Origin of the sequence: Streptoalloteichus tenebrarius (assembly GCF_024171885.1) — a bacterium.
Taxonomy (GTDB): domain Bacteria; phylum Actinomycetota; class Actinomycetes; order Mycobacteriales; family Pseudonocardiaceae; genus Streptoalloteichus; species Streptoalloteichus tenebrarius.
Genome location: NZ_JAMTCP010000042.1, coordinates 12,263 through 37,190 on the forward strand (window position 1 = coordinate 12,263; position 24,928 = coordinate 37,190).

The following is a 24,928-nucleotide window of genomic DNA, read 5'->3' on the forward strand; positions in this document are numbered from 1 at the left end:
CCGGCGCGGGAACGTCCGCCACGCCAGATTGACCCCGGCCTGGGTGAGGTTGGTGCGGGAGCGCCAAAGCCAGACGGGGTTCGCCGATCGCTGTGGAGGTCAGACGCTCGACCCGTGGCCCATCACGGCGCCTTCCCAGGTGGGGCAGGCTCGGCGTCGTGGCCTGTCCCGGCGACGCGGTGGGTCAGGCGTGGGCGCGGCCCGTCCCAGGCTCGGATCAGCGCCGGCCCCCGAGAGCCGAGTGGTGGTCTCGGTGACGATGTTGGGTTCGCCCCCCGGTGTTCGGGTCGCCGAAGACGAACTCGCCGCCCTGGCGGCGGGGTCTGCCCCTCGTGCCAGGCACGTGCGCGGGGGCCGGGCGAGGCGGGACCCGGTCCGGGCGTATCCGCGCCAGCACCGCGGTCGGGAGACCGGCCAGCACGTGGGCCAGTCGGGGGGCGTCGTAGCCCGCGACCAGTGGGATCTCCGGACCCCCGGTCGCCAGTGCTGGTGCTCGCGGTGGACGTGACCTGCTGGCTTCGCCCGGAGGCACACACCGGCCGCACATCGGATCCTGTGCCACACCCACGGTCGGGGCAAGCACCAGCACATGATGGTCCCCGGCTGCCCCTGCTTTCGTAGTCGTGGTCGTGGCCCTGGAAACCGGGTGTCCTTCGTGGACCGCGCCGCTGGACGCGGTCCGGCTCGCGCCCGACGACGACGCCCCGAGCGTGACCGCCAGGCAGATCCGTGATGCCGTGCAACGGTTGATCCCCGCCGGCCCGCCCGCCTGCGGCACGTGGCGGCGCCCCGGTCAGCGCTGTACGCGGCCGTCATGTCGACACGCCCCCGGGCCAGCGCGGCACAGCCGCTGCCATGCCCGCGTCGATGCTCACCGGTCAGCGACAGCTCCGCCACCGACCACACCGTCCGCGCCCAACATCGCGTCAGCCCGCTCGAACACCGCGTCCGCCCGCTGGGGCAGACAGCGGTGGAACTCCTGGCGCGACGCCGACAGCTCCCCGAACACGCTGGCGTCACCGGCATGGTGCGCACTGATCGACTGAAGCCCTTGTCTCGATCTTCCATCTGTCGCAGGACGAATGATCGACCCAGGGCTTTACTCATGATCAATCAGGGTCTCACCCAGCCGCTCAGGGGTTGACACTCACGCTAGTCGGCGGAGGCCAGCGCCCGCACCACCCGGGACGGGCTGGGCCGGCCGAGGCGCTCCGCCATCCACAGGCTCGTGGCGACCAGCGCCTCCAGGTCGACGCCGTGCTCGATCCCGAGCCCGTCGAGCATCCACACCAGGTCCTCGGTGGCGAGGTTGCCGGTGGCGGACCTGGCGTAGGGGCAGCCCCCGAGCCCGCCCGCTGACGAGTCCACAGTGGACACACCAGACTCCAGGGCGGCGAGGGTGTTGGCCAGCGCCTGGCCGTAGGTGTCGTGGAAGTGCACGGCCAACGCCGAGACGTCGACGCCGGAGGCGGTGAACGCGCCCAGCAGCGCCCGCACGTGCCCCGGGGTGCCGACACCGATGGTGTCGCCCAGCGACAACTGGTCGCAGCCCATGTCCAGCAGGCGGCGGCCGACCGAGACCACCTGGTCCACGGCCACCTCGCCCTCCCACGGGTCGCCGAAGCACATCGAGACATACCCGCGCACCGCCATGCCCTCGGCGCGCGCCCTGGCGACCACCGGCTCGAACATGGCGAACTGCTCGTCCAGCGAGCGGTTGAGGTTGCGCAGGGCGAAGGTCTCCGTGGCCGAGGCGAAGATCGCGATGTGCCGCACCCCCGCGGCCAGCGCCCGGTCCAGCCCCCGCTGGTTGGGCACCAGCACCGGGTACCGCACGCCCTCCCGGGGCGTCAGCCGGGCCAGCAGCTCGTCGGCGTCGGCGAGCTGCGGCACCCACCGGGGGTGCACGAAGCTGGTCGCCTCCACCACCCGCAGGCCCGCCCCGGCCAGCCGGTCCAGGAACTCCAGCTTGACCTCCAGCGGCACCGTCGCGCTCTCGTTCTGGAGCCCGTCCCTGGCGCCGACCTCCCAGATGGTCACCCGCTCGGGCAGCCCCGCGCGCCCGACCCGCTGTGGTGTCCGCATCCGCCCGACCTCCTCGTCCCCGCCCCTCACCACGGCTCCGCGAAGTTAACGCCCACTAACCAGTGTCGTCCAGTACGGGGCGGGCGCTCGGCCGGGTTGACGTCGGTCACACCGCCGTGTGGCCGGCCGTCGGCCCCGGGTGGCCGCCGCCCTCGCCGGGCTCCTCGACCGCCGCCAGCGCGGGCGCGGCGAGAAAGCCGACCTGGCGCGCCGCCCACTCCCTGCCCGTGCCCTCGTGCGCCAGCCACCACTCCCCCGCCGACACGACCAGTCCGGCCACGGCCTGGCTCCACAGGTCGACGGGTCCGGTCGCGCCGCGTGCGGTCATGTGGCGGTGGACGAGGTCCCGCACGACCGCGAGGACCGTCGTCGGCCCGTTCCCGTCGCCGGAGGGGGCGCGGCAGGACTCGGCGTGGGCGAGGCAGCGGTAGAGCTGGCGGTGCTCGTCCAGCACGGCGAGGTAGGCGTCGGTGAGGCGGACCAGCCACCGGGACGCCGGCTCGGCGGGGTCGTCGGGGGGCGGCAGCCGGCGGCGCAGCAGGTCGACGCCCCGGGCGCACACCGCGTCGTCGAGGTCGGTCCGGTCGCGGAAGTACCGGTACAGCACGGGTTTGCTGACGCCGGCGGCGCGGGCCATGTCCCCCATGCCCCAGTCGGGGCCGAGCCGGTCGATGACCGCCAGGGCGGTGTCGACCAGGGCCTCGCGCCGGGCGCGTCGGTGCTCGCGCCACCGGTCCCTGCGCCCGTCGGGCGCCGGCGACTCGTCGGTTCCTCGCATGTCCCGCACCTCTCGCCTCCCCGTCAGCCGCCGGTGATCGCCCGTCCCGCCACGTCCGCCGCTGGCGCACCGAGCGCTGGATCGTCCACTTCGGACTCCGTCATGACGAGGAACGGCAGCGGGGGATCGGGCCGGACCCCGGGGTCACGGTCACGGGAAGCAGGCCGAGGACCCGGCCGCGCACCCGGGTCGCCTCCACGGTGACCGGTCCGGCCAGCCCCGGTCGGAAGAACCGCCAGACGACGGGGCTCCCCGCCGTGCGCACGACCAGCTCGCCGTCGACCAGTTCCAGAGAGTCGGCCCTGAGCCGCGGGGCCGGAGGGCGGTCACCCTCGCCCGACGCCCCGAGCGCGGGCTCGGCAGCCAGGCCGGTGATCGTCATCGTCCGCGCGCGGAGCCTGGTGTGGACGGGCCGCTCGGGCCACGGGTCGGTCGTGTGGGCGCGCAGGCAGCGGACCAGGATCTCGGCGGCCTCCCGCGCCGGCGCGCCAGCCGAGGGCGGAGCGTCCGGCAGGCGGTCGACGGCGCAGGACCCGACGGTGGTCCGCGACGTCGGGTTCCGAGGACCGACGGCGTCGGGCGGTCCCGCCCCCGCGCGGAACGGGGACGGCGCCACAGGCCCGACGGCGGCCGCGACGGTCGCGGCCCGTCGGGGTCGCCAGCTCATGCCCACTCTCCCAGGGGCGGCGGGGACGTGGTCCGCCACGCCAGGGCGAGCGCGCCGCTCACCAGGGCCAACGCCATCCCCACCAGGAACCCGCCGAGGTTGGCGACCAGGTAGGAGCCGAACGCCAGCGCCAGGGTCAGCGGCCCGAGGGCGCGCCGGCGCGCCGGGCACGCCCATAGCAGTAGCCCGGTCGCGCCGAGCGCCAGGCCCATCCCCCACACGCCCACCCCGCCAAGGCCCTGCACCAGCAGCCACCGCCAGCCGGCGACGGGGAACGTGAGGATCTCGGCCGCGGCGAGGAGGGCAACCAGCCCCGCCCAGAACAGGCGGGTAGGCCGCCACCGGCGGAACCGCACCCTCGGGGACGGCGGCCGGGTCCCCGCCGGTGGGGAGTCTCCTGCGGAGTCCACCGCGGAGTCCACTGTGGAATTCACTGTGGAATTCACTGGAAAGTCCATTGTGGATGATCGAGGGGGTGGGGTCAGGAACACTCGTGCCGCCCACGGTCCACCGAGATCCGCAGGCCCGGCAGGCGAATGACGCCGGCGGTCGTGGCCAGCGCGATCTGCCTCAGGTTCTCGATCACGATCGTGTCGGCGCGCTGCCCGTGGTCCTCCGGTCGGCCCGCCATGCCCGCCGGCTGGCCCTCGGCCGCCGGGTCCCTGGCGAGCCGGAACCGGGTGAAGGTGACGTCGCCCGCCATCTGGGCCAGGTCGATGACCAGGTCCGAGGCGGTGGCCGGTGCCTCGGAGCCGGCCAGCGCGCGGACCGTGACCGGCCCGACCGGGGTGTCGGTGACCACCGACTGGCACAGGTCGCGCAGGCAGGCCGAGCCGATGCCGGAGATCGCCACGGGCGGCCCGGCGCCCTCCCCCGCCTCCTCACCCCTGGCGAACCGCACGAAACCGGCCCCCTCCAGCCGGCTCGCCGAGACCCGGAACTCCGAGCCGGACAGGGCGAGCGCGACCGGCAGCGCCGCGCTCGCCGTGCCGAGCACCAGGGCCGCCGCGAGCGGTACCGCAGGGAGTGGAGGGCGGGTGACCGCCCGGTGGTCGTGCAGCTCCAGTCGTTCCCGCGCCCCTCGCGGGAGGACGGGGAGTGAGACGCCTTCCTCTGCTCGCGGTGCTGACGGCCAACGCGATCTCGATCGTCGGCACCTCCATGACGTTGGTGGCCGTCCCGTTGTTCGTGCTGCGCGCCACGGGCAGCGCGGGCAGCGCCGCCGTGGTGGCCGCCGCCGAGACCGCCGGGCTGGGCCTGGCGTCGGCGCTGGCCGGCCCGGTGGTCGACCGCCTCGGCTGGCGGCGGGCGAGTGTGGTGTCGGACCTGTGGGGCGCGGTCGCGGTGGCGTTGATGCCGCTGGCCCAGGCGGCCACCGGCCACTCCGTGGGCCTGCTCGCGGCCCTGGCCGGGGCGCGGCCACGCCCACCGCGAGCCAGAGGGCGAACCGGAGCCAGCTCGTCCGCCCCGCCACCGCGGCGACGGCCGAGCGGTCGGCCGTGGGCCTGGCGTCACCGGGCCTGGCCTCGCCGACTCCAGCGTCGCCGGCCCTGACGCCGTCCGTGCCGTCAGCGCCGACGGGGGCGGTCTCGCTCCGCTCACTCGTCGGCGAGGCCATGCGCTCCTCCGTACGGTCTGCCGTTGCGCGCGGCCGTGGTCGGCCGGTCGTCGGCGCGGGGAGCCGGAGCGAGCCGGTAGGTCGCGCAGACCTCGGGCAGCCGCAGGCCGGCCAACCGGAGCTGCGCGACCCGCGCGTGGAACGCCGCGCCCCGCATGAGGTGCCGCGCCACCTCGGCGACCCGCCGGTGGGCCGGCGGGTCGAGCGCGGTGCCGCGCACCCAGTCGTTGAACGCCCCCATCGCCGGCCCGCACCGGACCTGGTAGTCCCGCTGCCGCGTGGGGTCGCCGTCGACGGCCCAGCGGGAGGTGCGGGCCAGGTGCCAGCGGAACAGCAGCGCCATCGCCCGCTTCGGGTCCCGCTCGGCCCGCTCCAACGCGGCCGGGTCGTGCCGGCGGTGGTGGTCCCGCGCCCGCTGCCACGCCTGGTCCAGGCCGAGGCCGAGGACGTGGGTCTCCAGCCACCGGCGGTCGGCCGGCCCGATCTCGTGCAGGGCGTCGTGGGCGAGGAACAGCTCGCGCAGCCGGCGCGCCGTGGCCGCGAACCGCGTCCCGTCCCGCAGGACCGGGACCAGGGCGCCGTCCTCGAAGCCCTGCGCGCACGGCGCCAGCTCGCAGCTCGCGGTCCCGGCCGAGGCGAGCAGCCGGCGGACGGCCTCGGACGTGCCGGCCTCCACACAGGACTGGTTGACCGACCCGGTCACCACGTAGTCCGCGCCCAGGTGGAAGGCCGCCGCGACGGCCGAGGGCGTGCCGAGGCCGCCCGCCACGCCCACCCCGACCGGCTCGGCGTACCCGAACCGGGACTGGGCGCGGGTCCGCAGCGCCAGCGCGGCCGGCACCAGGACCGCCCAGGCGCAGTCCCCGTCGCCGCCGAGGCCGTGGGACTCCACGGTGACGTCGTCGGCCATCGGCACCCGGCCCGCCAGCTCCGCCTGATCCGCCGAGAGCCGCCCGCGGGCGACCAGCGCCCCGACCAGCGGGGCGGGCGCGGGGGCGAGGAACCGTTCGACGGCCTCCAGGTCGCGGACCTTGGCCACCACCCGGTTCTCCGCGACCACGCGCCCCTGGCGGTCCCGCCGCAGCCCGGCCACGCGGTACCGCACGAGCGCGGGGGTGGGCTGGTGGAACGCGGACGCCTCCACGCAGCGCACCCCCCGGCGCAGGAACAGGTCGACCAGGGCTTCGACGTGGTCGGGGCGGTGGTCGTCGTCGGGCAGGTCGACCGCGAACGACCCGCCCGGCAGCTCGTGGCGCAGCCTCGTCACTGCTTCGTCCACAGTGGACAGATCAACGCCGGCCGCGCCGTACGAGCCGAGGAAGCCGGCCCTGGCCAACGCCAGCACCAGCGCCACCGAGGACACGCCCCCGGCCATCGAGCCCGCCATGTACGGCTGGCGAACCCCGTGCCGGCGCGGGAACTCCGCCGACCCCAGCCGCTCCGTCGGCGTGGGCGGGCAGTAGGCCAGCACGTCCACCGGGCTCTCCGACGGCAGCGCGGCGCACGCGCCGAGCCCCCGCTCGGTGCGGACGATGAAGCACGCCGCGTCCGTGGCGGCGATGATCTGCCGGATGCTCTCGATGTCGTGGTGCACACCGCGTTGCGGCGGCACCGCGCCCGGGGTGAGCGCGGAGGGGGACGAACTCGTCACCGGCGCTCCCCGGCCCGACCCCGCGGACCCCGCTCGACCGGGTCCAGGCCGGCCATCAGCCGCTCCTGGATCGCGTCGTGCGCGTCGAGCGTGGCGGCGTGCGCACGCAGCATCTGGTGGTGCAGTGCCTGGAGCTGCCGTGACATCTCGGTCCAGTCCACCTGGTCCCCCGGCTCCGCCCACCCGCCGTCGCGGGGGTCGTCGCCGGAGCGGGCGAACGCGTTCGTCGGGATCCCGGGCTCGGGAACGGCCATCAAGCACCTCACGCACGAAGGACATCGGATCGATCGGCGGTGGGCGCCGGCCGGCGCCCACCGGGTCAGCCGAGGGGTCAGCCGGCGGCCTCACCGCTCAGCGCCGGCGCGGGGGCCGGTTCGGCGCTGGCCGCGGCCAGCACCACGCCCGTGTACCGCTGGTACACCCGCCCGTCGGGGGCGCAGGCGACGACGGTGCTGGTCAGGCCGACCGCCTCCCGCCGCACCGTGTCGACCTCCAGCACGAACGGCTGGTCGTCGGGCAGCCGCTCGAACATCTCGACGCGTTCGATGGCCACCGGCAGGCCGGACACCCCGTGGCAGCGCGCGGCGCCGAGCACCGCCGCCTGCAACACCTGGTCGGCCAGCACCGGGCTGTGCAGGCGCCCGGCGAACGCGCCGTGCGCCAGCGGCACGTCCCGCATCCGGCACTCCACGACCAGGCGGGTGCCGTCCTGCTCCAGCAGCCGGCCCAGGCCGCGCAGGCTCGGCCCGGTGGACAGGACGTCCTCGTACCACGCCGGCGCCCGCTCGTCCCCCAGCTCGGCCAGCCGGCGCGCCCACGACCGGCGGGCCGGCGGCGCGGTCCTCGGCCGGTCGGCCAGCAGGAACGCGCCGGCGTAGCGCGGCCACGACCGGGTGGGGCCGTCCTCGCTGACGATCGTGACCTGGAAGGAGTGGTCCCTCCCACCCGAGACGGGCACGGCCTCCAGCACGAACCGCGACCACTCGCCGCCGTCGCACACCACGCCCTTGTGCAGCCGGACGTCCCGGCACTCCACGACCTGCCAGCCGGGGTGCGCGCGCTCCAGCACGTTCACGCACCAGCCGACGGCGCCGGCCAGCGGGAGGACCGGGCTCCCGCCCACGCGGTGGTCCCGCACGACCGGGTCACACGCCAGGCGCTCCAGCCGCCGCTCGACGGTGATCCCGGTCGACGGCACGGGCGCGCGCGGCGGCAGGGCGGGCAGCGCGGGGGCGACCAGCACCACCGGGCTCTCCTCGGCCCCGAACTCGGCCAGGAACCGCTCGACGCCGACGGCGCGCGACAGCAGCGGGACGCCGCGCATCGCGAACCGGGCGCGGGCCCACGGCTCCACCATCCCGCCGTCCCACGGCCCCCAGCCGATCGCGCTGACGTGGCACCCGGGACGCCGCGCGCGCCAGGCGCAGGCCAGCCGGTTCAGGGCGGCGTTGGCGGCGGCGTAGTCCGCCTGCCCCGGGTTGCCGAACCAGCCGGCGGCCGAGGAGAACAGGACCAGGTGCCGCAGGCGGTCCTGGTCCAGCGCGGCCAGCACGTTGCGCAGCCCGGTGAGCTTGACGCCCAGCACGCGCCCGACGTCGGCCGGGTTCTTGCGGGCCAGGGCGGCGTCGGCGAGCACGCCGGCGCCGTGCACGACCCCGGTGACGCGGTGGGCGTGCGGGCGCAGCGCGGCCCGCACGGCCTCCGCGTCGGTCACGTCCACGGTGAGGTACTCGGCGCGCGCGCCGGCCTCGGCCAGCGCGGCGAGCGTGGCCCTGATCTCCCGCCGCGCCCGCACCTCCCGCACGGCCTGCGCGAACCGGCCGGGGCCGAGCACCGCGCCCCTGGCCCGCAGGTGCGCGGTGAGGGCGGCGGCCAGCTCGCCGGAGGGCCGGTCCACGGCCCACTCGGGCTCCTCGGACAGCTCGGTCCGTCCGAGCAGCAGCACCGAACAGGGCTGGCGGCGCACCAGCTCGGTGACGCACCAGGCCGTCACGCCGCGCCCGCCGCCGGTCACCACGAGCACGTCGTCCGGGCCGAGGTGGGCGTGGGAGGCGCGGTCGGCGGCGGCGTCCCGCGCCGGCAGCGGGCTGGGGACGGTGGTGACGGTGCGGCGACGGCCGCCGTCGAGCGCCACCTCGACCACGTCCCGCGCCACGTCGTGCAGCTCGGTCACGACCAGCCGCGCCGCCTCGCCGGGCGGCAGCGTCGGCGCGAGGTCCAGCGCCCGGCAGAACAGCGTCGGCGCCTCCAGCGCCAGGGTCCGCACCAGGCCGGACACGCCGCCGACGAGCGAGGCGTTCGCGGCGGAGCCGGTGTAGCCGAGCGCGCCGTCGAGCCGGGTGACGGTGAGGAAGGCGGCGCGTCGCCCGGTCGCCGCCGTGGCGCACAGCGCCCGGTGGACGTGCTTGGCGGTCAGCACGGCGTGGACGAGCCGGCCCGCCGCGTGCTCGTCGTCCGCGACGACCGGCAGCACGCACGCGTCCAGACCCTGCTCGGGCAGGACCCCGGTGATCGTCGCGGTCAACGACTCCTCACCCCAGTCGCCGAGCCGGACCGCGTCGGGGTCGTCGGTGGGAACGCCGGGCAGGGCCAAGACGCGGACCTGCCAGCCGCCGTCGCGCAGGGCCTTGGCCAGCGCCGTGGGCAGGTCGGACCCGTCGGCCACCACCAGCGCCACGCGCTGGTCCCGGTAGGCCCCGGTGAGCACGTCGACCTCGGGCAGCTCGACCAGTCCGACGCGGGAGCGCAGGACCTCGTGCGGGGCGGCGACGGTCGGCGAGCCGCCGCTCCTGGCCGCCGCCCGCAACAGGCGCGCCGCGTCCTCCACGGTCCGGCAGGCGGCGAACGGCACGGTCGGTTGCCCGTTCGGGTTGCTCCTGACCGGGAAGTGCCGCCAGACCTCGCCGAGGACGCGCGCCCGCTCCAGCGAGTCCAGGCCCAGGTCGGCCTCCAGGTCGAGGGTCGGCTCCACCGTCCGCGCGTCCCGCCCGGTGCGGTCGGCGATCACCTGGCGGAGCCGGGCGTCGAGTTCCCGGTCGTCGGGCACGCCGCCGCCCGCCGTGCGGCTGCCGGCCCTGGCCGCCCGGTCCTGCCCGGCGGCTGGCGGCGGGGGCGCCGCAGACGCGGCGGACGCCGGGGGCGCCGTCTGCGCTGGCTGCGCTGACTGGGCTGGTTGCGCTGACTGGGCTGGTTGCGCTGGCTGCCCTGGTTGTGGCGGCGGTGCTGGTGCTGCCGACTGCGCGGAGGGAGCCATCGGCGCGGCGGGCGCCGCCGGTGCCGGAGGTGGGGTGGGCGCCGGCGGCCTCTTCTTCCCCGTGGGGCCGGTCGCCGGCGCGGCGGTGAGGGCGGCCGGCCGGGACGGCGGCGGGACGACGCGTCGCGACGCGTCCGCGCCGGACGGGGTGCCGGTCGGCCAGGCGCCGGGCTCACCGGTCCCTCTGGCGGACGCCGGGGTGAAGACCGTGCTAGTGGTGGGGGCGCCGCCGGTGGCGGCCCGGCCGGTGTCGAGCCGGAGCAGCGCGGCCAGGGTCTCGTTCGCCCTGATGTGCGCCTCGCCCAGGGCCAGGCTGTGGTCCCGCAACGCGCTGACCCCCTCGGCCAGCCCCGCGGTGTCGGTGGAGCGGGCGAGCAGCGAACCGAGCCGTTCGGCCACCCGCAACTGCGCGTCCAGGTAGCGCCGGTGCAACGCCAGGTGGTCGGCGGCGATCCGGGTGAGGTCCTGGACGGCCTCGGCGTCGGGCGCGACAGCGGGACCGACGGCGGGCGCGCCAGGGGACCCGACGGGGAACTCGGCGGGAGGCTCGACGGGGGACGGGGTGACGCGGGCGGGTTCCTGGCTGGTGGGCGGTGGGACGTCGTGCTCGCTCGTGGTCCGCCATGGCGTGGCCGTCTCGGTCAGGCGTTGCCGCTCCCGGGTGACCGCGGCCGCCGGGGTCTCCACCAGCGGAGCCGACGGCGCCGCGGTCTCCGGGGACGCCGGGGTCTCCCCGCCCTCCTCGTCCGCCACCGGAACCGTCCACTGAGGACGGTCAGTCCGGGCCGGCGCGGCCGCTGCCGCGTCGCGGGCCGCCGCCCGCCGCTCGCCGCCCTCGGGGCGGAACCGCCGCAGCACCACGGCCGCCGACGACGGAGCGCGCCGCGCCCCGACCGCGTCCGTGGTGTCGGTCGCGTCGACCGCGTCGTTCCTGACCCCCGGCAGGTAGCGGTTGAGGTCCACCAGCGGCTGACCCAGCAGGACGAGCTGGAGCCCCGCCCGCTTGAGCTGGACGTCCCCGTCCTGGTCACGGCCCCCGTCGGTGGCCACCGCCACCACGCCCCGGTCGCCGAGCGTGCGCTCCACCAGCCGGGTCAGCGCCTGGCCGGGGCCGAACTCCACGAAGATCCGGAAGCCCTCGCGGTACATCTCCTCCAACCGGCCGGCGAAGTCCACCGGGTGCCGGAGCTGCTCGACGAGCACCCGCCGGATCAGGTCGACGTCCTCGCCGTAACGCGCGCCCCGCGTGTTCGCGTAGACCGGCACGCGGGGCGGGCGGAACACGGTGGTCGACACCGCCCTGCCGAACTCCTCGACCGCGTGCTGGACGTGCGCGGTGTGGAACGCGGCCGGCACCGGCAGCACCCTGGCGAAGATCCGCTGGTTGGCGCAGGCGGTGACGAAGGCGTCGACCGCCATCGTGGGGCCGCCGACCACGAGCTGGTCCGGCGCGTCGTAGTGGCAGACCACCAGGTCGGGGTGCGCGGCGAGCAGCGCGTCGACGGTGGCGGCCGACGCGCGCACCGTGGCCATCGCCCCGGGGTCGTGGCCGTTGTCCGCCGGCGGGGCCATCGCCCGGCCCCTGGCCCTGGCCAGCAGGAAGAACGCCTCGTCGTCGAGGCAGCCGGCCGCCCACAGCGCGGTCAGCTCGCCGAAGCTGTGGCCGAGCAGCCCGTGCGGGCGGAACCCGCACACCGTGAGGTACCGGTACTGGCCGAGGGCGACGGCGCCAATCGCCGGCTGGGCGTACTCGGGGCGGCGCAGCAGCTCCTCCGCCCGCGCCCTGGCCTCCTCGCCGGCCGCGCCCACCGCGCCGGGCACCGGGGGCGGGAACACCACGTCGGCCAGGGTCGGGCCCTCGACGAACCGCTGGTTGGCGGTGTCGAACGCGGCGCGCACCGCCGGGACGGAGAGCACGGCGTGCCGGGCCATCCCGACGTACTGGCTGCCCTGGTCGGCGAACACCGCGGCCACGCGCGCCGGCTCCGGCAGCCCGGAACGACGGAGGTGGACGCCCCTGGGGTGCTGCCACGGCGTCGTACCGTCCCACTCCCGCAACCGGTCGAGCAGCAGGGCCCGCAGCTCGGCGAACTCGGCGTCGTCCCGGGAGACGAACCCGGCCCTCGGCCGGTCCTCGGGGATCGGGGTGCTGGTGGTCAGGCCGGGCCCGCTCTCCACGGCCTGCCGCAGGGACGGCACGTCCGGCCCGTGCCACACGTGGACCCTGGCGCAGTCGTGCATCACGTGCAGCAGCCCCGCCGACGGCTCGTGCTCGTCGAGCACCACGTGGAAGGCGGCGCCGCCGGCGCCGAACGCGGACACCGCCGCCCTGCGGACCGGGCGGCGCGGGTCCCTGATCCACGGCCGCGCCTCGGTGTTGACGTAGAGGGTGGACTCCGGGCCGAGCACCGACTCGGCCGGCCGGTCCACGTTGATGGTGGGCGGCAGCACCTTGTGGTGCAGCGCCAGCGCGAGCTTGACCAGCCCGGCGGCGCCCGCCGCCGCCCCGGTGTGGCCGATCTGCGACTTCACGCTGCCGACGGCGGCCGGGGGGACGGGCCGGTCGGCCCCGGCGGTCAGCGCGTGCAGCGCGCGCAGCTCGACCTCGTCCTCGTCCGGCGCGCCCGTCCCGTGCGCCTCGAACAGCTCGACCGACCGGGGCGAGCAGTCGGCGTCCTCGTAGGCGCGCCGCAGGGTGACGAGCTGCCCCTCCAGGCTGGGCGCGTGGACGGACGCGCCGCGCCCGTCGCTGCCGTGCCCGAGGCCCCGGATCACCGCGTAGACCCGGTCGCCGTCGCGCTCGGCGTCGGCGAGGCGCTTGAGCGCGACCATCCCGACGCCCTCGCCGAGCAGGGTGCCGTCGGCGTGGGCGTCGAACGGGCGCGCGACCTGGTGGGGCGACAGGGTGGGCGCGGCCCCGAGCCCCGCGGAGACCGCCGGCTCCTCGGCGACGTCGCATCCGCCGGCGATCATCAGGTCCGCGCGGCGCTCGACCAGCTCCCCGACGGCGACCCGCACCGCCGCCAGCGAGCTGGCCCCCGCCGCGTCCACCGAGCAGGCGAGCCCACCCAGGTCGAAGCGGTTGGCCAGCCAGCTCGCGACGGCGGCGTCGAGCGCGTCGGCCCTGCCGTCGTCGGTGCGGCGGGCCCTCGGCGCCTCCCCGGCGACGCGGCCGGCGGTGGCGGCGGCGACCTCGTGGGTGATCTCGTCGATCCGCCGTTCGTCGAACCCGGCCTCCCGCAGCAGGCCGCGCAGCGCGGGGACCCTGGCCCACGCGGAGACGGCGGGGCCGAACGCGCCCCCGCCGGAGTAGCCGAGGACCACGCCGGTCCGCGCCGGGTCGTACCAGGGGGCGACGTCGCAGCCGGCGTCGCGCAGCGCGTCCCTGGCCACCACGAGGCTGAGCAGCCGGGCGATCCCGGCGACGGCCGGCGCGTCGGCCGGCATGCCGAACTCCAGCGGGTCGAAGGTGACCTCGGGCAGGACGCCGGCGCGCCGGGCTCCCCCGCCTCCCCCGCCTCCCCCGGCTCCGGTCCCCGCCGCCCGGTCGGCCGCGTCCCCCGGAAGCCCCGAGAGCCTCGGGAGCCCCGGGAGGCCAGGGGCCCCCGGGTCCCCCGCGGCCCGGCCCGTCACCCTCCAGCAGGTCGCCGGCACCTCCCTGGCGCAGTCGTCGCCGGCGACGACGCGGGTCCAGAACTCGCGGACGTCCCGCGCCCCCGGGAGGACACCCGCCACGCCGACGACCGCGACCGGGTCGCGCGCCAACCGACGATCCACGTGAGATGACTCCGCTGTAGACATGGATTCCCCCGCGGTGATCAGAAGTGGCGACCAGAACACGGAACCCCGGGCGGCGTCGAATGACGCAGCCATAGCATGTGCCGTTGCCTCACCGAGCTGATCGTCATCGAAGCACGCCCGACGGAAGGGGGACAACTCGGGTGGACACGACCACCCGAAACGGTGGCCACCCGATTCGGGGCGGGGGCCGGGCGCCGCGAACGGGAATTCCTCTCCCGTTTCCGGCGTCGCCATCCGAACGCGTTCGGCGACCATTGTCGAATTCGGGTGTTCCCCATCTCGCGGATGAACGGCCCGGCGGACGCGGCGCGTCAACCCGCTCCGCCGGGCATCCCGCCCTGTCTCCCCGGACAGTGTGATCCCAGCCGTCCCCGATCGGGGTGTGATCGTCGCGAACCAGCGGGTAGTGGCCGCCGCGGCGGGCGCCCTGGCGCCCCGGCGCCGGCCGAGCCCGCCGGCACCGGGATCAGCTCCGTGTGATCGCGCGCGGGCGCGTCGTGTCCCCGGTGTGGAGAACGCGGCCACCCCTCGATCGGGAAATTGCCCTGACGCTCACGGCACAGCCCGAGGCGAAGGCGAGGGAAGGCACGGGGAGGCGTGCCCGACCCCTTTCACACGAAAGAACATCGTTTTGCTCGGCCCGCCGCACCGGCGTCCCGCGCGGGTCGGAGTTTGGACCGAGGACCACCGTCCTGTCGTGTCGACGAGAAGAACACGGCCGCTTCCACTTCGCCCCGACCCGGGCTCAACTCCGGCCCAACTCCAGCGCGACGTCAGTTCGCCTCCGGGCCGCTCGAAACCTCGTGGAGAACGGCATCGAGTGACACTCGACGGAGAGAAAAACCGGGCGTTCGTCACCGACAACCGGGCCAACAGGCGGTCCCTCCCGGGGCGCGTGGCGGCGGCGCCACCCTTCGGACCAACCCCCGGGGTGAAGTCGACGCCCCTGGTCGGGCACGATCGGTGACGCTATGACGCTCACCGACCAGCTCCCCGCGAGCCCCGACCCCGACGCCCTGTTCGACGCCTTCTCGGCATGGGCTGAGGGCAGGGGCCTCACGCTCTACCCGGCCCAGCAGGAGGCGCTGATCGAGATCGTCTCCGGCTCCAACGTCATCCTGAGCACCCCGACCGGGTCCGGCAAGAGCATGGTCGCGGTCGGCGCCCACTTCACGGCACTGGCGCAGGGGCGCCGCAGCTTCTACACCGCCCCGATCAAGGCCCTGGTGTCGGAGAAGTTCTTCGCGCTGTGCGAGGTCTTCGGCGCGGCCAACGTCGGCATGATGACCGGCGACTCCAGCGTCAACGCCTCGGCGCCGATCATCTGCTGCACCGCCGAGGTGCTGGCCAACATCGCGCTGCGCGACGGCGCGGAGGCCGACGTCGGCCAGGTCGTCATGGACGAGTTCCACTTCTACTCGGAGCCGGACCGCGGCTGGGCGTGGCAGGTGCCGCTGCTGGAGCTGCCGAAGGCGCAGTTCCTGCTGATGTCGGCCACCCTGGGCGACACCGCCTTCTTCGAGAAGGACCTGACCCGGCGCACCGGCCGGCCCACGACCCTGGTCAGCTCCGCCGAGCGGCCCGTGCCGCTGTTCTTCCGCTACGTCACGACCCCGATCCACGAGACGCTGGAGGAGCTGCTGGGCACCCAGCAGGCCCCCGTCTACGTCGTGCACTTCACGCAGGCGGCGGCCGTGGAGCGGGCGCAGTCGCTGATGAGCATCAACGTGTGCACGCGGGCCGAGAAGGACGCGATCGCCGCGATGATCGGCGGGTTCCGGTTCTCCGCCGGGTTCGGCAAGACGCTGTCCCGCCTGGTGCGGCACGGCATCGGCGTGCACCACGCCGGCATGCTGCCCAAGTACCGCCGGCTGGTGGAGCGGCTGGCCCAGGCCGGGCTGCTCAAGATCGTGTGCGGCACGGACACCCTGGGCGTCGGCATCAACGTCCCGATCAGGACCGTGCTGTTCACCGCGCTGAGCAAGTTCGACGGGGTGCGCACCCGCCACCTCAAGGCCAGGGAGTTCCACCAGATCGCCGGCAGGGCCGGCCGCGCGGGGCACGACACCGTGGGCAACGTCGTCGTGCAGGCCCCCGAGCACGTGGTGGAGAACGAGCGGGCGCTGGCCAAGGCCGGCGACGACCCGAAGAAGCGCAGGAAGGTGGTGCGCAAGAAGCCGCCGGAGGGGTTCGTCTCCTGGGGCGAGCCCACCTTCGAGCGGCTGGTCGCGGCGGAGCCGGAGCCGCTGACGTCCAGCTTCGCGGTCAGCCACCCGATGCTGCTCAACGTCATCAACCGGCCCGGCGACGCGTTCGCGGCGATGCGCCACCTGCTGACCGACAACCACGAGGACCGCCCGGCCCAGCGCCGGCACATCCGCAGGGCGATCGCGATCTACCGCGCGCTGCTGGCGGCCGGCGTGGTGGAACAGCTCGACGAGCCGGACGAGCAGGGCCGCCGGGTCAGGGTGACGGTCGACCTCCAGTTCGACTTCGCGCTCAACCAGCCGCTGTCGCCGTTCGCGCTGGCCGCGATCGAGCTGCTCGACCCCGCGTCGCCGAGCTACGTGCTGGACGTGGTGTCGGTCATCGAGGCCACGCTGGAGGACCCCCGGCCGGTGTTGTCGGCGCAGCAGTTCAAGGCGCGCGGCGAGGCCGTGGCGCAGATGAAGGCCGACGGCGTCGACTACGACGAGCGCATGGAGCTGCTGGAGTCGGTGACCCACCCCCGGCCGCTGGCCGAGCTGCTCGACGCGGCGTTCGAGACCTACCGGCGGGGCCACCCCTGGGTGGCCGACCACCGGCTGTCGCCGAAGTCGGTGGTCCGCGACATGTACGAGCGGGCGATGACGTTCACCGAGTTCGTCTCGTTCTACGGCCTGGCCCGCTCGGAGGGCCTGGTGCTGCGTTACCTCGCCGACGCCTACAAGGCGCTGCGGCAGACCGTGCCCGAGGAGGCCAAGACCGAGGGGCTGGCCGACCTGACCGAGTGGTTGGGCGAGCTGGTCCGGCAGGTCGACTCCAGCCTGCTCGACGAGTGGGAGCAGTTGGTCAACCCCGGCGAGGGCGGCGGGTCCGGCCAGGTCGAGGAGCGGCCACCGGCCGCGGTCACCGCCAACACCCGGGCCTTCCGGGTGCTGGTCCGCAACGCGCTGTTCCAGCGCGTCCAGCTCGCGGCGCGCCGGGACCACGCGGCGCTCGGGGAGCTGGACGCCGCCTCGGGCTGGGACGCCGAGCGGTGGGCGGAGGCGCTGGACGCGTACTTCGCCGAGCACGACGAGATCGGCACCGGCCCGGACGCGCGCGGCCCCGCCCTGCTGGTCATCCACGAGGAGCCGGGCCTGTGGCGGGTGCGGCAGATCTTCGCGGACCCGGCGGGCGACCACGACTGGGGGATCAGCGCGGAGGTCGACCTGGCCGCGTCGGACGAGGCGGGGACGGCCGTGGTGCGGGTGACGGCGGTGGACCAGTTCTGAGCGTGGACCAGCTCTGAGCGTGCGCGCCGTTCGGTCCCCGCGGGGTCCGACCGGCGTGCCGTCGGGGCTGCCGGTCAGCGGCCTGTGGGCGGCCGACCGGGACGTCGGTGGGGCCCCTCTGTGGGGACCTCAGGGGGATCTCGGGGGGATCTCGGGGGACGGATCAGCCGGAACGGTCATGAACCGGCTCTGGTCGGGGTACTCGCCGGGAGGCGGCGACGACCGGTCGCGCGGAGCGCCCGCGCCGGTCGCCGCTGGTGGGCGGGCACGTCGTCCCCGCCGCCGTTCCCAACGCCGAGGAGGAACCGTGACCGAAGCCAAGCAGGACGACCTGTTCTCCGTGTTGATCGCCGACCACCGGGAGGTCGAACAGGCGTTCCGCGAGCTGGAGACCGGGGCGATCAGCGACCCGCGGCAGCGGAGGGACCTGGCCGACCACGTGATCGCCGAGCTGGTGCGGCACTCGGTGGCCGAGGAGATGTACCTCTACCCGACCGCGCGCAAGGTGCTGCCCGACGGCGACCAGATCGCCGACCAGGAGATCGCCGAGCACGCCGAGGCCGAGCGGGTCATGAAGGAACTGGACGGGATGGACGCCACCGACGCCCGGTTCGACGAGCTGCTCAGGACGCTGATGCGGGAGATCCGCGACCACATCCGCGGCGAGGAGAACGACCTGTTCCCGCGGCTCCAGGCTGCCTGTGACCAGGAGGAGCTGCGCGAGCTGGGCCGCAAGGTCACCAGGGCGAAGCAGATGGCGCCCACGCGGCCGCACCCGGCCGCGCCGGACAAGCCGCCGGCCAACAAGCTGCTCGCCCCGGGCACGGGGCTGGTGGACCGGCTGCGCGACGCGCTCACCGGCCGCAAGACCTGAGGAGCGCTCCGCACCTCGCTGTCCTGCCCCGACAGCGTCCGACGCCGGCGGCGACGGGGACCGACCCGTCGCCGCCGGCGTCGTCGTGTCCGCGTCGCCCCGGGGACCGCGGCGCGTCGATCAGTTGACGGAGCGTGATGGGTCAGAAACCCGATCGGGGACCCGGGTCGGAGGCGCGAGGGAGCCCGCTCACACATCTTCCCAGGACAGAGCGGGGAAGGTACCGTGACACGAGCGTCGTCGCACCCCGCCGAAGCCGCCACAGCCGCGACGCGCTGACTGTCCGTGGCCAGATCGCACCGCACGTGCCCCGAAAGTGGAGTGAGGTTGCCAGCGTGTCCGACGACCTCTCTCCCGTTGTCGCCGCCACGGCGCACTGGCTGGTCCGGGCCTACCCGTCCACCGGCGGAGCGTTCGCCGCGACCCTGAACGAGGTGCAGGCCCGGCAGGCCGCCACCGTCGCCGCCTGGTTGCGCTACCCCACGACCACCGACGCCGGGCTGCTGGCCCTGGTCGGCCCCGGCGGCTCCGCGCGACTGGACGGCCTGCTCGGCGCGGAGCACGCCGAGCTGCCCGACGAGGACTACGGCTGGCGCACCTGGGTGGACGAGGTGGTCGTGAGCTGGGCCGCGTGCCTGCTGGCCGACCCGGGTCTGGCGTCGGCCGCGGTGGCCGCGCTCGCCGACTCCGCGCACTTCCTCGGCTACGAGGGCGCCTTCGCGCGGCTGACCAACCCGGCGCCGCGCGACCTCCAGGCCGCCGCGCTGCTGCGGCACCCCGACCTGCTCGCGCCGGTCGCCGAACTCCACCGCGACGCGCTGCTGGCCCGGCTCGCCGAGGCGACCAACACCGACGCCCCGAACACCGCCGACGCCGCCTGACCGGCCGACGCCGCCTGACCCGCGACGCCGCCTGACCCGCGAGGCCGCCTGACGGGCGAGGCCACTTGACCGGAGAGGCCGCCTGACCGGCGGCGCCGGCCCCTGAGGACGTTCCCCCGCGCGAGTTCCCCCGAAGGTTTCGGCGCGCCGCACCTGCTTCCCCCACGGCGCCCCAGCCTCACCTGGGATCATAAAAATCGGGGTTCCCCCAGGTAACAGTGTTTTGGGCGGGAGAGCGCTCACCAAGTGCCTCTGTGCCGTCAGGACCCGGTTCTCCGGACACCACGGATCGATTCAGGACACCCTGGCTCGTCGCATACGCCCGCAGAGCACCCGGCCAGCCGCGACGACGAACATCAACTTTGTCGTTCCGAACGCACCACAAACGCGCCCGTTCCAGCCGCCTCACCCAGCACGGGGGCCACCCCTCCAGCCCCTCCAGGTGGGCCAGCCGGAGTGGCCCGCTGTTGCATACCCATCAGCGGCTCCTCCGCATTGCCCGTCGCAGACAGCTCGCGGCTACCGACCGCGCCCGCCGGCAGTGCGGGTCCGGGATGCCCCGATCTCAGGACGCGCCGTTCCCGCCCTCCTCGCGCAGACCCAGGATCTGGACCGCGCGCTCGCGCATCTCGACCTTGCGGATCTTGCCCGTGACGGTCATCGGGAACTCGTCCACCACGTGGACGTAGCGGGGCACCTTGTAGTGCGCCAGCCTGCCCCGGCAGAACTCGCGCAGCGACTCGGCGGTCAGCGGCTCCGCGCCCGGCCGCATCCGCACCCAGGCCATCAGCTCCTCGCCGTACTTCGGGTCGGGCACGCCGACGACCTGCGCGTCCAGCACGTCGGGGTGGGAGTACAGGAACTCCTCGATCTCCCTCGGGTAGATGTTCTCCCCGCCCCGGATGACCATGTCCTTGATGCGGCCGGTGATGGTCACGTAGCCGTCGTCGTCCATCACGGCGAGGTCGCCGGTGTGCATCCAGCGGGCCGAGTCGATCGCCTCGGCGGTCTTGTCGGGCTGCTCCCAGTACCCCAACATCACCGAGTAGCCCCGCGTGCACAGCTCACCCGGCGTCCCCCTCGGCACGGTCAGGCCGGTGGCGGGGTCGACGACCTTGATCTCGACGTGCGGGTGCGCCCTGCCCACGGTGGCCACCCTGCGGTCGAACGCGTCGTCCACCCTGGTCTGGACGGAGACCGGCGAGGTCTCGGTCATGCCGTAGCAGATGGTCACCTCGCGCATGCCCATCCGCTCGATGACCTGCTTCATGACCTCCTGCGGGCACGGCGAGCCCGCCATCACGCCGGTCCGCAGCGAGGACAGGTCGAAGCTGTCGAAGTCGGGGTGGTTCAGCTCGGCGATGAACATGGTGGGCACGCCGTAGAGCACGGTGCAGCGCTCGTCGTGCACGGCCCGCAGGGTCTCGGCCGGCTCGAACACGGGGGCGGGGATGACGACGCACGCGCCGTGCGAGGTGGCCCCGAGGTTGCCCATGACCATGCCGAAGCAGTGGTAGAAGGGCACGGGCAGGCACACCCGGTCCTCGTGCGTCCACCGCTGGAGCTCGGCGACGAAGAACCCGTTGTTGAGGATGTTGTGGTGCGACAGCGTCGCGCCCTTGGGGAAGCCGGTCGTGCCCGAGGTGTACTGGATGTTGATCGGGTCGTCCGGGGAGAGCTGGGCCATCCGCTCCCGCAGCGCCTCGGCCGGCGTCTCGGCCCCGCCCGCCACCAGCTCGTCCCACGAGTCGGCGCCGACGAACACGACGCGCTCCAGCGCCGGGCAGTCCGGGCGCACCTGGTCCACCATGCCCCGGTAGTCGGAGGTCTTGAAGCTGGTCGCCGAGACGAGCAGCCGCACCCCGGACTGGTTGAGCGCGTACTCCAGCTCGTGCACCCGGTAGGCCGGGTTGACGTTGACCAGGATCGCGCCGACCTTGGCCGTGGCGTACTGGAGCAGGACCCACTCGGCGCAGTTGGGCGACCAGATCCCGACCCGGTCGCCCTGGGCGACGCCGGCGGCGAGCAGGCCCCTGGCCAGCGCGTCCACGTCCCGGTTCAGCTCCGCGTAGGTCCAGCGCCGCCCGGTGGCCCGCTCCACCAGGGCCGGCCGCCCGGCGTGCGCGGCGACCGTGCGCTCCAGGTTCTGCCCGATCGTCTCGCCGAGCAGCGGCGTGGTGGAGGTTCCCGAAGCGTAGGACGGCGCGCTCGCGGCCATCGTGCCTCCTGCGGTTAGTGACCGTTAACGGGGACGGTGGTGATGGACCGTATGGCGCGGTGTGACGAACGTCAACACCCGGACCGCCGGTGGTCGCCCCGCGAGGAGCGGCCCGACACGGAACGACGGCACGACGTCGCGGCGCCGTGGTCGCCCACGCGAGCGGCCACGGCGCCGATCCTCGGTCCACTCTAGACGGTCATCGGTCCGGAAAGGATCTCGCCCCGTTTCGGGCGCTCCCTCCGTCCCGTCCCGCCTGTTCGTCCACTGAGGACGCTCGGTCGGCTGGCTTTCGGCGCTCCACGAGGACTTCCCGGAACGTGGGAACCACAGACGCGGGCCGTGACCGCCGGTGGGGGATGCCTCGCGATCCCGTCCACCGACGCGCCACGGCCCGGCGACACCCCGTTCACGACACGTCTCCCGTCGCGACACCAGCACGGGAAGACGGGGTCGCGTCGACTCCTCAGGGCTCCTCTGGCGTTCCGAAGGGCTCCTCCGAGGGTCCCGAGATCATCGGAGGGTCCTCAGAGCGGCCAGCCGATCGGCGTCAGACCCACCAGCGCGTCCACCGCGATCCCGACGAACACCGCCGCCAGGTAGGCGATCGACGCGTGGAACACCGCCATGGGCTCGCCCGCCTCTCCCCTGGCGACCGCGTTGCGCAGGCCGTGCGCCCTGACCACGAACCACGCGCCCACCACACCGGCGACCGCCACGTAGACCCAGCTCGTGACCGGGAACAACAACAGCGACACCACCACGGTCAACCACGTGTAGGCCGCCGTCCGCCGCGCCACCACCTTCGGCGGAGCCACCACCGGCAGCATCGGCACGTTCGCGGCCGCGTAGTCCTCGCGGTAGCGCATCGCCAACGCCCAGAAGTGGGCCGGCGTCCACACGAAGATCACGGCGAACATGACCCACGCCGGCCAGTCCACCGTCCCGGTCACCGCGGCCCAGCCGATCACCACCGGCATGCAGCCCGCCGCGCCGCCCCACACGATGTTCTGCGAGGTGCGCCGCTTGAGCACCAGCGTGTACACCAGGACGTAGAACAGGATCGCCGCCACGGCGAGCGACGCCGCCAGCAGGTTCGAGGTCCACCACAGCACGGCGAACGACAGGGCGCCCAAACCCAGCCCGAACACCAGGGCCTCCCGCCGCGTCAGCGCGCCGGTGGCCAGCGGCCGGTCCTTGGTCCGGTTCATCACCTTGTCGATGTCGGCGTCGATGACGCAGTTCAGCGTGTTCGCGCTGCCCGCGGCGGCGGCCCCGCCGACCAGCGTCCACAGCACCAGCCACAACGACGGCAGCCCGCGTGCGGCCAGGCACATCGCGGGCACCGTGGTGATCAGCAGCAGCCGGATGATGCGGGGCTTGGTCAGCGCGAGGTACGCGCGCGCCCTGGCCGCGCCGCGGGCCGGCCCCCGCGGGGGGCTCCCCTCGGCATCCGGGGCGCGCACCACCTCTCGAAGGTCGCCGATCGTCATCGCCATCCCCTCTCGTCGCGAAACCCGCCCGCTCCGCTCTACTACGCGCCGTAGTATGACAAGGCGTAGGAGGACAACGGCCTCCCGGGTCCCCCGCCGCGCCCGCCCCGACGGACAATCGTCCGGCGCCAGACGACAGGGAGGTGTCGTGCGCAACCTCGGTGCCTTGGAACGCGCGGTGATGGATGTGCTGTGGGCCCGCTCCACCCCCGCGACCGTGCGCGAGGTCGTCACCGACCTCGCCGATCGGAACCTGGCCTACACGACCGTCATGACCGTGCTCGACCGCCTGGCGCGCAAGGACTTCGTGCGCCGGGAACGCGCCGAGGACGGACGCACCTGGCGCTACGTCGCGGCCGCCAGCCGGGAGTCGTTCGTCGCCGAGCTGATGTTGCAGGTCCTCGACCTCGCCGGCGACCGGGACGCCGCCCTGGTCCACTTCGCCCGCTCCGTGCCGGTGACCGAGGCCGACGTGCTCAGGGACGCCCTCACCGGACACGGCCGCCCCGACCCCTCCGGCCGGCGATGAGCCACGCGCTGCACCACGCGCTGATGCTGGCTGTCTGCGCCGCGAGCGTGGGCCCCCTGGCGCGCAGCCGGTGGCCCTGGCACAGCCCCCGGGTCGCGCTCGTGCTCTGGCAGGCGCTCGGGCTCGCCGCCGGGCTGTCCGCGGTCAGCTTCCTGCTCGCCGTCGGCCTCTCCCCCTACGACAGGGGAGTCCTGCCCGCGTGCGCGCGACTCGTCGCCGACGTCCTGGCCGGCCAGGTGTTCACCGCGCTCAGCCTGGCCCACCTCGTCGCCGTCGTGCTCGGCCTCGCGCTCGCCACCCGGCTGCTGGTCGGCGCGGTGTCCGCCATCACCGCCACGCTCCGCGCCCGCCGACGGCACCGGTCGCTGCTCGCCCTGCTGGGACAGGACGGACCGCACGGCGACGACGTGCTGCTGGTGGACCTGCCCACGCCGGCGGCCTACTGCGTGCCCGGCCGACACCCCCGCGTGGTGATCAGCACCGTGACGCGGCGACTGCTCGACGACAACCAGCTCCGCGCGGTGCTCGCCCACGAGCGCGCCCACGCCAGGGAGCGCCACGACCTGGTCCTGCTGCCGTTCACGCTGCTGCGGCGCGCCCTGCCGAACAGCCGGCTGCTCGCGGAGGCGTCCCGGGCGGTGGAGCTGCTGGTCGAGATGCGGGCCGACGACCGCGCGCTGGCCCGGCACCGGCCGGAGACCCTGGCCGGCGCCCTGCTGTGCTTCCACCCGGACGGAGACGGCGAACCGGGGCCCGCCGCGCCGGCCGCGCCGGGCGGCTCCGCGCCGGCCAGCCACGAACTCCAGGCCCGGGTGCGGCGGCTGCTCACCCCGCGCAGGCCGCTGTCAACGGCGGTGCGCGTCCTGCTGGTCGCCACGGCGACGCTGCTCACCCTCACCCCGGTGAGTCTGCTGGTCATGCCCGGCTGATCCCACGCGCGGAGCGGGCACGCGTGTGGACCCCGCCCAGCACGAACCCCGTGTGCCGGGCGGGGTCCTCCCCGCGACGGTCCGGGCAGGGCACCGGAACCGTCGTCCCCCTGACGCGATTTCGCCCTGCGTCGCCTGTTCGGCCGTTCCGACGCCTCGAACACGCGCCAGGACGGCCATGCTTGTTCCACCGACAAACGGCGAGCGCCTCCGCGCGGCGCGCGCGACGCGTCACGACCACGTTGTCGTCAATGTCCGCCTACGCTGGCGGTGAATGCTGATCCCGGTCCGCCTGCCGCTCGGACCAGGGCCGATGCGACGTGGACCTCGACTACCGCGACGCGCGGATCACGAGTGCACCCGTCGCCGGGAAATCATCGGAAAAGGGAGTGCGAACAACGGACGAACGTTGTGACACGGCCAGGAACCCTTTCGTCGAACACGCCACCAACTCGCCGACCAGACTTCCCGGCACACCGTTAGCGAAACCTTAACGGGCGACATCGAAGAATGTCCAGACGGCGGACGGTGGCAGGGCTCTCGTCACAGCGCCCGCCCCGTCCCCCACCCCTGACCGGATCTCGTCACGGTCACCTTCCCCAGCGTTGCTCCCGCCGGACAGGCGCCGACACGGTCGACACCGTCGACACCACTCATGACCCTGGGTAATTGACT

The 24,928-nt window shown here is 74.7% G+C and carries 16 protein-coding genes; 6 read left to right on the forward strand and 10 right to left on the reverse strand.

Annotated features, from left to right (window positions below; translation table 11 throughout):
* Positions 1 to 1,152 precede the first annotated feature (1,152 nt).
* The 5 genes from LX15_RS25920 to LX15_RS33270 form a co-directional block, all read right to left on the reverse strand.
* Positions 1,153 to 2,085, reverse strand: a complete 933-nt coding sequence (locus LX15_RS25920; protein WP_253672284.1) for a hydroxymethylglutaryl-CoA lyase — start codon at positions 2,083 to 2,085, stop codon at positions 1,153 to 1,155.
* A gap of 106 nt (positions 2,086 to 2,191) precedes the next feature.
* Entirely contained in the window at positions 2,192 to 2,863 is a 672-nt protein-coding gene (locus LX15_RS25925; protein WP_253672286.1) for a TetR/AcrR family transcriptional regulator, read from the reverse strand.
* A gap of 100 nt (positions 2,864 to 2,963) precedes the next feature.
* Entirely contained in the window at positions 2,964 to 3,530 is a 567-nt protein-coding gene (locus tag LX15_RS25930) for a hypothetical protein (protein WP_253672288.1), read from the reverse strand.
* A complete protein-coding gene (locus LX15_RS25935; protein ID WP_253672290.1) occupies positions 3,527 to 3,940 on the reverse strand; it encodes a DUF6114 domain-containing protein in 414 nt (137 codons plus the stop codon). Before LX15_RS25935 ends, LX15_RS25930 begins: the two co-directional genes overlap by 4 nt.
* A gap of 71 nt (positions 3,941 to 4,011) precedes the next feature.
* Positions 4,012 to 4,527, reverse strand: a complete 516-nt coding sequence (locus LX15_RS33270) for a DUF6230 family protein (RefSeq protein WP_253672292.1) — start codon at positions 4,525 to 4,527, stop codon at positions 4,012 to 4,014.
* 101 nt (positions 4,528 to 4,628) lie between these two features.
* Between LX15_RS33270 and LX15_RS33275 the strand changes: the two genes are divergently transcribed.
* Positions 4,629 to 5,084, forward strand: a complete 456-nt coding sequence (locus LX15_RS33275) for an MFS transporter (protein WP_253672294.1) — start codon at positions 4,629 to 4,631, stop codon at positions 5,082 to 5,084.
* Between the two features lie 44 nt (positions 5,085 to 5,128).
* Here the strand turns inward: LX15_RS33275 and LX15_RS25950 are convergent, their stop codons facing one another.
* From LX15_RS25950 to LX15_RS25960, 3 genes are all read right to left on the reverse strand, one after another.
* The gene (locus LX15_RS25950) at positions 5,129 to 6,799 is read right to left on the reverse strand and encodes a PfaD family polyunsaturated fatty acid/polyketide biosynthesis protein (protein WP_253672296.1); all 1,671 of its coding nucleotides are present in this window, start codon (positions 6,797 to 6,799) and stop codon (positions 5,129 to 5,131) included.
* Positions 6,796 to 7,053 (reverse strand): hypothetical protein, encoded by a 258-nt coding sequence (locus LX15_RS25955; RefSeq protein ID WP_253672298.1) that lies wholly within the window; start codon positions 7,051 to 7,053, stop codon positions 6,796 to 6,798. Before LX15_RS25955 ends, LX15_RS25950 begins: the two co-directional genes overlap by 4 nt.
* Positions 7,054 to 7,130: 77 nt before the next feature.
* Entirely contained in the window at positions 7,131 to 13,829 is a 6,699-nt protein-coding gene (locus LX15_RS25960) for a type I polyketide synthase (RefSeq protein WP_253672300.1), read from the reverse strand.
* Between the two features lie 995 nt (positions 13,830 to 14,824).
* On the opposite strand from LX15_RS25960, the gene LX15_RS25965 reads away from it, so the two are divergent.
* The 3 genes from LX15_RS25965 to LX15_RS25975 all read left to right on the forward strand — a co-directional run bounded on the left by LX15_RS25965 (position 14,825) and on the right by LX15_RS25975 (position 19,084).
* Entirely contained in the window at positions 14,825 to 17,329 is a 2,505-nt protein-coding gene (locus LX15_RS25965; protein WP_253672302.1) for a DEAD/DEAH box helicase, read from the forward strand.
* Positions 17,330 to 17,636: 307 nt separating this feature from the next.
* On the forward strand, positions 17,637 to 18,203 hold the full coding sequence (locus tag LX15_RS25970) for a hemerythrin domain-containing protein (RefSeq protein WP_253672304.1): 567 nt from the start codon (positions 17,637 to 17,639) through the stop codon (positions 18,201 to 18,203).
* A gap of 335 nt (positions 18,204 to 18,538) precedes the next feature.
* Positions 18,539 to 19,084 (forward strand): hypothetical protein, encoded by a 546-nt coding sequence (locus LX15_RS25975; RefSeq protein ID WP_253672306.1) that lies wholly within the window; start codon positions 18,539 to 18,541, stop codon positions 19,082 to 19,084.
* A gap of 565 nt (positions 19,085 to 19,649) precedes the next feature.
* On the opposite strand, the gene LX15_RS25980 is transcribed toward LX15_RS25975, so the two are convergent.
* Together LX15_RS25980 and LX15_RS25985 are read right to left on the reverse strand one after the other, a co-directional pair.
* Positions 19,650 to 21,302, reverse strand: a complete 1,653-nt coding sequence (locus LX15_RS25980) for an AMP-binding protein (RefSeq protein ID WP_253672308.1) — start codon at positions 21,300 to 21,302, stop codon at positions 19,650 to 19,652.
* A 527-nt stretch (positions 21,303 to 21,829) separates the two neighbouring features.
* Entirely contained in the window at positions 21,830 to 22,795 is a 966-nt protein-coding gene (locus LX15_RS25985) for a heme o synthase (protein WP_253672310.1), read from the reverse strand.
* A gap of 148 nt (positions 22,796 to 22,943) precedes the next feature.
* Here LX15_RS25985 and LX15_RS25990 point away from each other — a divergent pair, with 148 nt between their 5' ends.
* Positions 22,944 to 23,324: a BlaI/MecI/CopY family transcriptional regulator gene (locus LX15_RS25990; RefSeq protein ID WP_308213520.1), complete on the forward strand. Its 381-nt coding sequence runs from the start codon at positions 22,944 to 22,946 to the stop codon at positions 23,322 to 23,324.
* Positions 23,321 to 24,253 (forward strand): M56 family metallopeptidase, encoded by a 933-nt coding sequence (locus LX15_RS32710; RefSeq protein ID WP_301305270.1) that lies wholly within the window; start codon positions 23,321 to 23,323, stop codon positions 24,251 to 24,253. Before LX15_RS25990 ends, LX15_RS32710 begins: the two co-directional genes overlap by 4 nt.
* Positions 24,254 to 24,928: the final 675 nt, after the last annotated feature.